General features: G+C 42.0%; 13 protein-coding genes, 1 tRNA gene and 1 riboswitch. Of the genes, 11 read left to right on the top strand and 3 right to left on the bottom strand.

The genetic code is table 11. From position 1 onward, the window contains the following. The first annotated feature begins 52 nt into the window (after window positions 1–52). The 6 genes from D0466_RS04855 (at window position 53) to D0466_RS23285 (ending at window position 5,706) form a co-directional block, all read left to right on the top strand. The gene (locus D0466_RS04855; protein WP_233522538.1) at window positions 53–697 is read left to right on the top strand and encodes a GntR family transcriptional regulator; all 645 of its coding nucleotides are present in this window, start codon (window positions 53–55) and stop codon (window positions 695–697) included. Window positions 698–967: 270 nt separating this feature from the next. Next, window positions 968–2,179, top strand: coding sequence for a CaiB/BaiF CoA transferase family protein (locus tag D0466_RS04850; RefSeq protein ID WP_117321410.1), 1,212 nt, complete (start codon window positions 968–970; stop codon window positions 2,177–2,179). Window positions 2,180–2,196: 17 nt separating this feature from the next. Then, window positions 2,197–2,991 carry an enoyl-CoA hydratase-related protein gene (locus D0466_RS04845; RefSeq protein WP_233522537.1) on the top strand — a complete coding sequence of 265 codons (795 nt, stop codon included), beginning with the start codon at window positions 2,197–2,199 and terminating at the stop codon, window positions 2,989–2,991. 38 nt (window positions 2,992–3,029) lie between these two features. After that, a complete protein-coding gene (locus D0466_RS04840; protein ID WP_233522536.1) occupies window positions 3,030–3,587 on the top strand; it encodes a gamma carbonic anhydrase family protein in 558 nt (185 codons plus the stop codon). 302 nt (window positions 3,588–3,889) lie between these two features. Beyond that, window positions 3,890–5,170 carry an SLC13 family permease gene (locus D0466_RS04835; RefSeq protein ID WP_117321407.1) on the top strand — a complete coding sequence of 427 codons (1,281 nt, stop codon included), beginning with the start codon at window positions 3,890–3,892 and terminating at the stop codon, window positions 5,168–5,170. A gap of 407 nt (window positions 5,171–5,577) precedes the next feature. After that, entirely contained in the window at window positions 5,578–5,706 is a 129-nt protein-coding gene (locus tag D0466_RS23285) for a hypothetical protein (RefSeq protein WP_267897381.1), read from the top strand. Between the two features lie 202 nt (window positions 5,707–5,908). Here the strand turns inward: D0466_RS23285 and D0466_RS22100 are convergent, their stop codons facing one another. After that, on the bottom strand, window positions 5,909–6,085 hold the full coding sequence (locus D0466_RS22100) for a hypothetical protein (RefSeq protein WP_158555832.1): 177 nt from the start codon (window positions 6,083–6,085) through the stop codon (window positions 5,909–5,911). Window positions 6,086–6,218: 133 nt separating this feature from the next. Then, a tRNA-OTHER gene (locus D0466_RS22095) sits at window positions 6,219–6,304 on the bottom strand. Window positions 6,305–6,523: 219 nt separating this feature from the next. Here D0466_RS22095 and D0466_RS04825 point away from each other — a divergent pair. Together D0466_RS04825 and ftsZ are read left to right on the top strand one after the other, a co-directional pair. Further along, window positions 6,524–7,291, top strand: a complete 768-nt coding sequence (locus tag D0466_RS04825; RefSeq protein WP_117321405.1) for a sulfite exporter TauE/SafE family protein — start codon at window positions 6,524–6,526, stop codon at window positions 7,289–7,291. An 876-nt stretch (window positions 7,292–8,167) separates the two neighbouring features. Next, window positions 8,168–9,283 carry a cell division protein FtsZ gene (gene ftsZ, locus D0466_RS04815; RefSeq protein ID WP_407675620.1) on the top strand — a complete coding sequence of 372 codons (1,116 nt, stop codon included), beginning with the start codon at window positions 8,168–8,170 and terminating at the stop codon, window positions 9,281–9,283. 322 nt (window positions 9,284–9,605) lie between these two features. Here the strand turns inward: ftsZ and D0466_RS22795 are convergent, their stop codons facing one another. Further along, complete coding sequence (locus D0466_RS22795; RefSeq protein WP_233522535.1) at window positions 9,606–9,854, bottom strand: hypothetical protein; 249 nt, start codon at window positions 9,852–9,854, stop codon at window positions 9,606–9,608. Between the two features lie 312 nt (window positions 9,855–10,166). On the opposite strand from D0466_RS22795, the gene D0466_RS04810 reads away from it, so the two are divergent. The 3 genes from D0466_RS04810 (at window position 10,167) to D0466_RS04800 (ending at window position 12,910) form a co-directional block, all read left to right on the top strand. Beyond that, entirely contained in the window at window positions 10,167–10,502 is a 336-nt protein-coding gene (locus D0466_RS04810) for a hypothetical protein (RefSeq protein WP_117321403.1), read from the top strand. A gap of 291 nt (window positions 10,503–10,793) precedes the next feature. Continuing rightward, complete coding sequence (locus tag D0466_RS04805; RefSeq protein WP_117321402.1) at window positions 10,794–11,804, top strand: S8 family peptidase; 1,011 nt, start codon at window positions 10,794–10,796, stop codon at window positions 11,802–11,804. Window positions 11,805–11,966: 162 nt separating this feature from the next. After that, a riboswitch (TPP riboswitch) is annotated at window positions 11,967–12,076 on the top strand. A 72-nt stretch (window positions 12,077–12,148) separates the two neighbouring features. Beyond that, a complete protein-coding gene (locus D0466_RS04800) occupies window positions 12,149–12,910 on the top strand; it encodes a 3-oxoacyl-ACP reductase (protein WP_117321401.1) in 762 nt (253 codons plus the stop codon). The last annotated feature ends 4 nt before the right edge of the window (window positions 12,911–12,914 follow it).

Raw genomic sequence — 12,914 nt, 5'->3', positions numbered from 1 at the left:
AACATAACATGTTAAGACTGCTGCAGCAGAAAACACAGAAGTGGTGATTGCTTTGGAATTAAACTATGCTCCGCCTTTATACCAACAAGCTTATACAGAATTTAAGAAGTTAATTTTAACTGGCCAAATTGCGCCCGGTGAAAAAGTCGTCATGTCAAAATTGGCTGAAGATTACAAGATAAGCCGGACACCGCTGAGGGAAGCCCTGAGGCAGCTTCAAACAGAAGGACTGATCGTCCAGGACCAGACCGGAATGAAGATTGTTGAATTAAATAAACCGGATTTTTTGGAACTGTATCAATGCCGTATTCTGTTGGAAAAAGAAGTTATTAGATCAATTGTAACGATCATTCCCGACAGTGATTACCACAAAACCGATGCGGTTCTTTTGGAATCAAAGCAAGCCATCGAACAGGGAGATGCCTTTCGAATCCTTGAACTGAATACACAGTTCCACGAATTATTAATCCAGCATTTTCCCAACAAAAGAATGATTGAACTGTTAAATCATGTCAGGTCGTTACTGCTTCTATATCGTGCCAACATCAATAAAAAAACCAAATACAACCTGGAGATTTACGAGGAACATTGCGGAATCCTGGCCGCAGTAAAATCCAGGAATGTGGAAAGAGCTGTACAGTTAATGGAGGATCATCTGTTGAATGATCAAAAAAGAGGGTTGGAAGACTTTTCTTGAAATCATCCCGATTTAAAAGAGCAAACGCGAACGCGTTTGCTTTTTGATTTTTCTAAGAAATTATTTGTGTGCTACTACAGATCAAAATATTTAGAAAATTCTGTTGACTAATAGGCTGGCCCAGATTACAATATGGTTGTATCCTGTATACAGCATACAGGGATTGGGGGTGTAATAGAACACAAGGCACCTTAAGAAGTCGTTATAAGTTACATCGTACTCTTAAGAAACATGTAAGCGTTAACAAAATTTTAGATGGAGGTATGGTAAATGGGTCCTCTTCAAGGAGCAAAGATACTGGATGCATCCCAAATCATGGCCGGTCCATACTGCACAATGGTACTTGCCGATCTAGGGGCAGAGGTCATTAAAATTGAAAAACTGCAGGGCGGCGACGACGCCCGCCAAATGGGACCATATGTGAATGGGGAATCCACTTGTTTTTTTCAGATTAACCGAAACAAAAAAAGTATCGCACTAAATCTAAAGTCAGAGGAAGGAAGAGAAATTTTCTACGAATTAGCAAAAGAAGCGGATGTCATCGTAGAAAACTATCGCCCAGGAGTCACAAAGTCTTTAGGGATTGACTACGAGACAATCAAAGAAATGAATGAAGGAATCGTATATTGTTCCATTTCTGGTTATGGGCAATCGGGCCCATACTCTCACAAAGGCGGTTTTGATTTGGTGATGCAAGGTATGACCGGGCTCATGAGCATGACTGGGGAACCGGGTGGACGGCCGCTGAAATCGGGTATCGCCGTATATGATATTGGTGCCGGTATAACAGCTACATACGCAATACTTGCAGCTTATATCCATAAGCTGAAAACCGGGAAAGGGCAGATGGTGGACATCTCTCTCGCTGAAACCGGATTGCCATGGTTCACATGGGAAGCAGGGGCCTACTTTGCAAATGGAACGATTCCGCAGGCAACAGGCCATAGGCATCGTGTGTCTGCTCCGTATCAGGCCATCCAGGCAAAGGATGCTTATATGATGGTAGGCTGCGCAAACCAGCGCACATGGGAGAAATTCTCTGCTGAAGTACTCGGAAAACCTGAATGGGTGAACGATGAAAGATACCTGACCAATTCACTGAGGCATAAAAATGTAGAAGAACTGGAGAGGGAGATAGAGGAAATCACCACCCAGAGAGAAGCAAGCTACTGGATTAATAAATGTGAACAGGCTGGTGTGCCTGCTGGGCCTATCAACAACTTCGGAGAAGCGGTAAACGATGAGCACTATCTGGCCAGGGATATGATTAAGGAGTTAGACCATCCTGTCATTGGTAAAATGAAGGTGATTGGCACTCCTACTAAATTTTCCGAAACCAAGATAGAGATTAATACACCAGCACCTCTGCATGGTGAACACAGTGAAGAAGTCTTGAAAGACCTTGGTTTTTCTACAGACCAAATTCAAACGTTAATAGACAAAGGGATATTGAAACAATCTCCCCAGGTTGTTTCCACATAAGGAAGGAGTTGTATAAATTGACTGTCACCGATCAAAAGCACGTATATTTATCCGTGGAAAATGAGATAGGAACCATTTATATTAACAGGCCGGAAAAAAGAAATGCACTCACATATGACATGTGGATTGACCTGGCTCAACTGGTGGATGAGTGCAATGCAAACCCGGAAGTAAAAGTAATCGTATTTCGCAGTACGACGGAAAAGGCCTTTTCTGCGGGAGCGGATATCGGTGAATTTAAGACCATACGATATACGGCTGAAGGCGCAGCAAAATATAATGACGCAACGATGGTGCTGGAAGAAAAGATCGCTAAAAGCCCAAAACCTAGCATTGCCATGATATCAGGTTTTTGTGTCGGAGGCGGATGTGAAATAGCGGTGGCTTGCGATTTCCGTTTTTCTGATCAAACAGGAAAGTTTGGAATCACTCCAGCCAAACTCGGATTGATTTATAATACACCGGGAACAAAGAATCTGGTTGATTTAGTCGGTCCGTCAAACGCTAAAGACATTTTATACACCGGCCGCATCATTGAGGCTGAAGAAGCTATCCACCTAGGCTTGATTAATAGAATCATAGAAACATCTCAGCTGGAAGAGGAAACCTATAAATATGCCAGACTAATCTGCCAGAACGCCCAAATGGCCGTAAGGGGATCCAAAGTGATTATTAACAAAGTTCTTGAAGGCGATACTCATGATTCAGAAGAAACTGGGAAATTAGTAATAGAATCTTTCATTTCTGAGGATTATCAAGAAGGAGTTTCCGCATTTTTGGAGAAAAGGAAACCAGAGTTTAAATTTTCTTAATACTCTGAAATAAGAAAGCGCTTTTATTCTGAATGGAGGTGATTATCATAGGAATTTATCGGTTGAACGAGTTTGAACCACAAATCCACCCCTCTGCCTATATTGCACCGGGAGCCCAAATCATCGGCAATGTTCAAATCAATGCCGGAGCGACCATTTGGTTCAATGCCGTGCTCAGAGGCGATAACGAAAAGCTGACCATCGATGAAGGTGCGAATGTCCAAGATGGTGCCGTTGTCCATGCAGATCCGGGATATCCGGCACATATCGGGAAAAATGTAACCATAGGGCACAATTGCGTGATTCATGGCTGCACGATTGAAGAAGGTGCGGTAATAGGAATGAATGCCACTGTATTGAATGGTGCTCTGGTAAAAAAGCAAGCTTTTATTGCAGCGGGCGCATTGGTTTCCGAGCAAAAAGAAATCGAGGAAAAGATGCTGGCTGCAGGCATCCCGGCGAAACCGTTAAAGCCATTAAACGCCGATTTATTGAAACGTGCAAAAGAGGGTGCAGACTTCTACCGCAATAATGGAAAAAGGTTCAGGGAAAACGGTATCGTCCAAGCCGATGGAAAAATTGGACAGAACGTATAAGGCCCATTCATATCACTTATTTCCTAGACACCAGGAGTACGGAACCTAACTGGTCATCTCATTCATCTACGAATATTTCCCTTCCGCTGACATGGCTAAAATCAGATTCCATGATCCTATTGCTTGAACATACTTTTAAAGCAAAGTGAAAAATGCATCCGCGTAACCCGTGGATCTTTAGAACGCTTTCGTTTAAGGCAGCATGCCCACACTACCTCCAAATGGCTAATACATCCAATTTGCTATCTTAATCGGACGATCACGGACTTAAGCACATAAAAAATTTTGGGGGAGAAATTCATATGAGTATTGAACTTATTTCAATTCTTATTCTTTTGCTCATGTTCATAGTAGGCTCGGTATTGCCAATCAATATAGGCCTGTTGGGATTTGTAGCTTCATTTATCGTGGGTGTGCTCATCAGCGGTTTGGAAGTTGATGAACTGTTCGCGGGCTATCCAGGGGATTTATTTATTCTCCTTGCAGGGGTCACATACTTGTTCGCAATCGTCCAGAATAACGGAACGATCGACTTGATTACAGGCTGGGGGCTTAAGCTTGTCAGAGGAAAAATAGCCCTGATTCCATGGGTCATGTTTGCACTTACCGCGCTGCTGGCCAGTATCGGAACCCAGGCAACATCATGTGTTATTATTATTGCACCAATTGCGCTGCGACTGGCTGCCCAGTATAATTTAAACCCTATCATGGTAGGAACTATGGTGGTTACTGGCGCAACAGCGGGAGCTTTCTCGCCTATCAACCTGTTTGGCTTAATTGTCAAAGGTGTAATGGAATCGAATAATTTGGCTCATGAGCCAGTTCTGCTCTATATCAATTCATTATTCTTTTGTACACTTATGGCGGCTGTGTTGTTTATCGCGTTTGGCGGCCTTCGCTTAATCAGAAATGTAAACGCTTCAGAGGCATATGTTGCCGCTACCGCGGAAGCTGGTGCAGCACCATCTAACGAAGTCAAATTAACTCCTTATAGGGCAGCAACATTAGCTGGTATTGTGCTCCTTATTGTCATGGCGTTAAAGTTCGAAATGCACATGGGACTTGCGGCAATGATAGTTGCGCTGGCACTCGCACTTATGGCTCCGAAGCAACAGTCTCAGGTACTTACTAAAGTTCCTTGGCCGGTTATCTTTATGGTTACAGGTATCGTTACTTATGTAGAAGTACTTGATAAAGTTGGCGCATTGGCCTATATGAGAGATTTAATCGCTACTGTGGATAACCCTGTCAGAGCGTCTCTACTGGCTTCCTATGTAGGTGGAATCATATCTGCCTTTGCTTCTACAACTGGATTCCTGGCAGCAATCATCCCGCTTGCTACGCCTATTCTCCAGGATCCAAACATTTCATCCGTCGGTGTGATCGCAGCAATTTCCATGGCCTCCAGCATTGTTGACTTAAGTCCGTTTTCAACGAGTGGAGCCGTTATCCTTGCCAATGCCCAAGGAATGAAAGAACGGGATTTCTTTATCAAGATGCTGATTGTTTCTGCAGGTTTTGTCATACTTGGACCGGGATTGGCATGGCTGGTATTCGTAGTCCTGGGATTGCCATGGTTCTAATATATAAATGAAAGCATGTCAGGATTTTATGAAAAGATAAATAGGCACGATGAGAGGGGGGTACTTTAGTACTCCTCTTTTTTTGCGGATATGAAGAAATAAAACTGCCTATTTTCAAGCGTCTAACTGATCATTTGCTTTACAACATGCTAAACAGCTAAAAGATTACAGCTATTTAATAAAAAAGGGCGAAATAAAACCTTGAATTTGAAAGCGTTTTCATTTAAACTAGGTGTACAGAGCAAATGTACATCGTGGTTTACTGCTTCTCGGTGTAAAAATCCTGGCGGGCCTGCGAATTTTTCATGGAAATTTCTAGAATCATATTTTTTGATGTTAGCAGAGCTGTTTTTTGGGGAATATATTCGATAAATCAAAGGAGATTATACAAAGGAGGAGGAAAAATCATGGAAGAATATAAATTTACTGATTTCGCTCATGAAGATGGATTTGAATTAAACACATACTTAACGTACCTGTTTGAACAAGCAAGTACAGGTGGATCGGAACCGAATCTTCAAGCAATCAATGAATGAAGCAAAGCAGAACATCAAGGATAATAAAATGATGCCCCAATTAATATAAGCGGTCTTGCTTGTTCTGAATGAGAACTGGCAAGGCCGTTTATGATTTTTAGGAAGGTTCGAGGACAAACGAATGTTTTTATGCTGCTTAAATAACGGCCATAACCAAAAAAGAGTTAGCCTTTGTCCTGCCTCTTCATGCGATAGGGCAAGATTAAAAGCGTTCAAAAAATTGCTTAAAAAAATCTTCATTTGAAAACCAATCATCCTCACACTGGCACTCGCAATCATCATTGCAGCCACAATCTTCATTTTTTCCGCAATCGCATTTACAATCATCTTCACAGCCGCAATCTCTGTTTTTTTCCCAATCCAAGTTCCAGAAAGACATCCGAGCCACCTCCTTCATGATGGATTATTATATTCACATCAGGAAGGTAAAGTGAGGGCAAATGACTTGATGAAATGGCTGGTTTACGTTTTTATTTCCAATGGAGGGCAATTGACCGTGGGGAAACAGGGGGAGGACTTGGTGGGATTTGAACCCACAAAACACACAGCAGTTTGCGCATAAAACTGCTGGTTGCTCTGTGCTTTGAGCTACAAGTCCATAGCTGTATTCTTAACAAAAAGAGTAATAATATGCACATAATTTTCTGAAAAGCCTATTAAGGTTGGTCTGCCACTCAGGCATTAGAACCAACCAAGAACGAAATGATATTGCAACCAGCCAGCCATAACGAAAAGAGATTCAGAATATTATTTACTCTTCTGCCCCATTGGTATATAATCGCATAAGACAACTCGGATTTAAATGGGAGGCAACACGATGACTGTCGGTATTACGGTTTTGGGATTTATAGTAGGAACTCTGGTTGGCATGACCGGAGTGGGGGGAGCAGCCCTTTTGACTCCTTTTTTAATAGTGATGGGCATCAATCCTGCGATTGCGGTAGGAACGGACCTTGTCTATAATTCGATTACAAAAATATTTGGGGCAGCCCAGCATTGGCGGCAAAAAACAATTGACTTTAAATTGGTAAAATATTTAGCAATGGGCAGTATTCCGAGTGCAGTCATTGCAATCGGTTCTTTGCATCTTTTTCCGGCATTTCAACAGCATCAAGAAAATATCATTAAACATGCACTGGGATATGTATTGACATTGGTCTCCATTTCCATCATTCTGCGAGTCTTTTTTGATCGGAAGATGGGGCCAAACCGCTGGCAAAAGCTGCCTTTGGAAAAAAAGAAGACACTAACGATAATGGTGGGTGCATTCTTTGGATTTATCGTTGGCTTGACTTCACTTGGTTCCGGATCCTTATTTGCGATTGCTATGCTCTATTTATTTAATATGAAACCTTCCCAGATGGTCGGAACAGATATCGCACATGCTTTTCTGCTAGTAACTGTAGCAGGTATTATGAATGCCAGTTTTGGAAACGTGGATTACTTATTGGCAGCCAATTTGCTATTGGGTTCCATACCAGGCGTGTTATTGGGCAGCAAGCTATCACTTAAAGTATCGCCTAAACCGCTCCAGGCAATTATCGCAACCATAATTTTAATCAGCGGTATCAAACTTATTAGTTAGAATTTTCTGTTTTAACCATGACGATTCCCTTTATCCGGGCATCGTCTTTTTTTAAAAGTAATTAATACTTAGAGGTTGACCGAGTTCAAATATATACATCCAATTCAGTTATTTGACACCATACCCTTATCTGCATGTATAGTTAGAGGAGTAAATTTTCAATAAAGGTTGTGACGATCATTCTTGCGTTACTGATATTTTCCATACTGGCAGTCTTTTGGTTTCTTTATACACGTCATTATCCTGTTAAAAATATCCCTTGTATTAAAAATGAACATTTCATTAGGGACGACGACACTATTTTGTTGGATATAAGGGATTATAATGACTCACGCTCTGATTCTGACAAAATATCAATGAACATACCGTATGCATATCTAAGACGTTTCAAAAGCGAGATTGCAGATGGAAACATACATGTCATTGCCGCCGATAAATTGGAGTTGAATCTAGGTTTGCGGTTTTTAATGAGGAAAGGCTTTAATATAACAAGCTATGAAATTATCGATTGTCCTTGCAAAGAATGAATGAGAATTTTTAAAGAAGGACCACATTTTTTTATTTCTAGAGCGAAAAAATATACGTCTATGCCTGGATGAAGCAAATTAGAACAAGGTGTTTCCGCGTTACTTGTCGTATATAAAATGTAATGGATTATCTTGAAATCCATTATACATGACGAGGTAGAGTCTGGAAATTTTTACAGGAAAACACAACAAGTAAGCTGACATAATCTTGGATAGAAAAATTGAAAAAGGGGTGAAGGCTGCCTCTTTTTTTCATTTCCTCTTTTGCTTTGATGCACGATTTTGTAACGAAAATCATGTCATATTGTCTTTTTGAATGATTGAAATATATGTATAGGGGGAATCATTGATGGAGTTTGCTGCCAGTGAAAACAGGTTGGCCTCGATAAAAGTAATCGGTGTTGGCGGAGGTGGAAACAATGCCGTTAACCGTATGATTGAAGACGATGTTGAGGGTGTAGAATTCATTGCCGTTAATACAGATGCACAAGCGCTTAATTTATCGAAAGCTGAAATTAAGATGCAAATCGGTTCAACGTTGACAAGAGGCTTGGGCGCAGGCGCCAATCCGGAAGTAGGCAGAAAAGCGGCCGAAGAAAGCAGACTGCAGATCCAGGAAGTTTTATCAGGTGCTGACATGGTCTTCGTTACTGCAGGGATGGGGGGCGGGACAGGAACCGGGGCAGCTCCTGTCATTGCTGAAATCGCGCGCGGGCTTGGTGCATTGACGATTGGAGTCGTAACGCGTCCGTTCAAGTTTGAAGGCAATAAGCGTTCTACCTTCGCGGCAGGCGGGATTGACGCGATGAAAAATGCGGTGGATACATTGATTGTTATTCCGAACGATCGTTTACTGGAGATTGTTGATAAAAAAACACCAATGGTAGAAGCATTCCGGGAAGCGGACAGTGTCCTGCGCATGGGTGTACAGGGTATTTCGGATTTAATTGCTGTCCCCGGATTGATCAACCTTGATTTTGCCGATGTGAAAACGATCATGTCCAATCAAGGATCCGCCTTGATGGGAATAGGTGTCGCGTCAGGTAAAGACCGTGCTGCAGAAGCCGCAAAGCAAGCCATTTCCAGTCCGTTGCTTGAAACTTCCATCAATGGGGCTCAGGGTGTACTACTGAACATTACAGGCGCTAGCAACCTGAGTCTGTATGAGATACAAGAGGCAGCCGATATTGTCGGATCAGCTGCAGACCAGGAGGTAAACATGATTTTCGGATCAGTGATCAATGACCATTTAAAAAATGAGATCATGGTAACCGTTATAGCCACGGGCTTCAATGAGCAAGAGATTACCTCTCGTTCCGGTCAAGTAACGGACACGATTCCAAAAGCTTACCCTCAAACTAATCGGGGTCAGGAACAACATGACAATCGAGGCAGGCCATCAAAGAAGAGAGAAGAATCACTCGATGTACCAACATTCCTCCGAAACCGCAATAACAGATATTAATAGTACAAAGCTGTCTAGACGCCGTTCATGGGGATACCGGGCGTAAAGACGGCTTTTTTTGTAGGCTCTGTAAATTAATTTTTTTTGAAAAATTCCACATTGGTCCCTGTTGAATTAAAGGACTAGAGTGAGTAATTTTCTGTAGATGTGATGGAAATAATTAAGAGATAAAAATAGCTAAATAGCTGATGTAATCCAACCTGAAAAAATGGGTATTTGATTCATTCACTTTTATACAGAGCATTATCATAATTTAGGCGTCCAAACCAATTAAACAAGCAACTTGCCATCATTGTTCTATATGAGATAAACATACTGCTCTCTACAGTGGGAAAATGGGCTTGAGAAAAGCGAAATTAGGTGACACAATAGTAACAAAGCAGAAATTATTTGTGATAAATATTCCAGTCATTACATATAGCAAATGATGCAGCATCCAATAAAAACCCAAAACAGGATTTCTCAAGGGTACCGGCACATCCTCACGGAAAGGGTGTGGTGCTGATGACGGCCTTTGAAGCGTTGATGTTTGCATGTGCGTTTGCAAGCCTAATCGTGGCAATTCTGTCATTTAACCAAAAAAAGTAATCCACCCCGGCAGAAAGTCCTCCATGACAGGGTGGATTATACCTTATAATAGCTGACCCTTCGAAGGAACCTTCTATTGTTAGACCGTCTGGTGTGCGCAGCACTGACGGTCTTTTTTAATGTATGTTAATTTATTCCTGTTTGATACCAGCTTTTTTATGGAAGTTGTCCATTAAGCTAAACATGCACAGCCCTAAAAAGAAAAGTTTCCTTTTTTGAAAAACATAGGGTTGTCCAGTTGAATTATTAAAATATATTATAACCAACCATATGTGCATGAGAGTGGGGTTGGCTGATGAAGAGCAGAATTCACCGATGTAATTGCAGGAAGCTTTGGTCTGTACAAAACAGAAAAACGACTATCACGGCAAGCACCGTCCTTCTCTATGGGGAATGGAATACAGAAGTAAAGCCTGAAAGGATAACCAATCCAAAGGGATTTGTCACAACAATTCACAGCGAAGAAATTATCCTGAATCCAGCAAATGACGTTATCATGCAATTTAAAAAGGAAGGCAGGCTGCTTTACGATAAAAAAGATGTTGATTTTAACGTTGCAAGCGGTCAATACCTGTATTTTGCAGAAGATGGCACTTGCTACATGCTTAGTAAAAGAATTGGATGGGATTGACCTTCCTTAAGGACGAAATCAATGTTAAGTGGAGAAGAGAACAAATCCGGAGGTCAACCAAAAAGAAAACGAACGGATTTTCATCTCCTTGATGAATCCTGCTCGTCATTGGCGAAAAAGAAGTGTAAATATTGAATCGTATACAGAGGAACCTCTGGTATTTTCAACAAGAATTATCAGTAGAGCTCTTCCGATTTACATCGCTCGAATAACGGGCGGTGTTTTTATGTGTCATCAATAGTCAGTGGTACAAGCATGTCCCTGTTTCCCTTCATAACTTGAAGAGAAGGAATGAAACAAGGAGTTGATAGATTGACAAAAGTGCAGTTGATCCCATTTCAGGTAGAAGGAGTTCAAACGTGCCTAACCGAAGTCCCTCCAGGAATAAGAATGATTCAGGCGCCTTCCATATGGCGGAAAGGAATCAAGGGAGAAAATGTAGTCGTGGCGGTGCTTGATACCGGCTGCCAAATAGATCACCCTGATTTACAGCAACAAATTATCGGTGGATACAATTTCACGAACGACTACAAAGGGGATCCCGATAATTTCTCCGATAATAATGGACACGGGACACACGTTTGTGGAACGATAGCAGCAGCTGAAAATGATACAGGGGTAGCGGGAGTCGCTCCAAAAGCAAAACTTCTCGTGTTAAAAGTGTTAACGGGTTCAGGGGTGGGAGAAATCAAACATATTGTTTCAGCATTAAAATATGCTGTAAGTTGGACTGGCCCACAAGGTGAAAAGGTAAGAGTCATCTCGATGTCCCTTGGAGGACCGGATGATGATCCAGCCCTTCATTCTGCGATAAGAGATGCAGTTAAAAATAACATTTTGGTCGTATGTGCTGCAGGAAACGAAGGGGACGGAAATTCGTCAACGCAGGAATACAGTTATCCGGGTGCATATCAGGAAGTAGTGGAAGTCGGCTCTGTTAACTACCTCCAACTCCCTTCAAGATTTAGCAATACGAACAGTGAAGTTGATTTAGTGGCACCAGGCGAGCAAATTATATCCACATATCCCCATAATCAATATGCTTCTCTGTCTGGTACATCCATGGCTGCACCACATGTGTCCGGAGCGCTGGCACTTCTGATTGAGAAATACGAGAAAAAACGGAAGCGCCGTTTAACCGAGCGCGAGCTTTTTAATAGATTGATAAGGCACACAAAATCTTTGGGTTACCCACGAAGCCAGGAAGGTAACGGCATGCTGCTGCTGAAAAATCGTAAAACACAGAAAGGTCGTCTTCTTAAAAGGATCCTCATGGCACAGATTAAGGAAGAGAATAGGTGAGAAATTTAAAGAATCAGTGAATGCTGTAAGTAAAACCTGTCTGTTGGTACAAGATTGGTGGTAGAAAAGCATTAAAGATAGCTGCGCATTGCTTCACCCGCATTACTCAAGCAATACATGTTGACACATCGGTATACGAGGGATATGATTTAGAAAAGAATAGCAGACTACTAGGGGTGCCCATTCTATGGGCTGAGAGAAAAATGAATGTTTTTCAACCCTTCGGACCTGATCTGGATCATACCAGCGTAGGAAAGTAGTGAAGCGGAAGATTTTTTTCTCTTACTAACTACAGCCAGGTCCTATTAGGGGTCTGGCTTTTCATATTTCTGGAGGTTGAGATCATGGAATTGAAGAATCAAGTGGTGCTTGTAACAGGGGGAAGCCGGGGGTTAGGTAGTGAAACAGTAAAGGCATTTGCTAGAGAAGGTGCCAAGGTAGTCATTAACTACTTTAACAGTGAGGAAAGGGCACAGGATTTACAAAATCAAATCGGAGATCATGCCATTGCTTTAAGGGCTGATATTCGTGATGAAAATGAAATTCAATCGATGTTTCATCAGGCTAAGGAGCATTTTGGCAAACCGATTACAACGGTAGTGAACAATGCCCTTGTGAACTTCCGCTTTGATCCCGTTACAAAAAAGGATGCCTCATCAATCTCGTGGCAAGATTTCCAAGGCCAGTTGGAGAGCGCGATAAAGGGCGCATTATACACTGTTCAGGCCGGACTGCCTGATATGAAAGAAATTGGTTATGGACGGATTATCAATATTGGGACCAACCTTTTTCAAAATCCGGTTGTAGCTTATCATGATTACACAACAAGTAAAGCCGCTCTTTTAGGTTTTACACGAAATATGGCAAATGAGCTGGGACAATACGGGGTCACCGTGAATATGGTTTCGGGCGGACTTTTAAAAATGACAGATGCCAGCGCCGCAACCTCTGCAGAGGTATTCGGCATGATTGAATCCTCTACACCGCTTCGTAAAGTAACAGATCCAGCCGAAGTTGCAGATGCGATTGTATTCTTTGCTTCTCCCTGGGCAAGGGCTGTGACCGGACAAAACCTGGTTGTCGACGGCGGCCTGGTGATGGATTAAAAGG

The organism is Peribacillus glennii (assembly GCF_003429105.1).
GTDB lineage: Bacteria > Bacillota > Bacilli > Bacillales > DSM-1321 > Peribacillus > Peribacillus glennii.
Note: the sequence above shows the minus strand (reverse complement) of the source record. Positions and strands in the feature narration are given on the sequence as shown.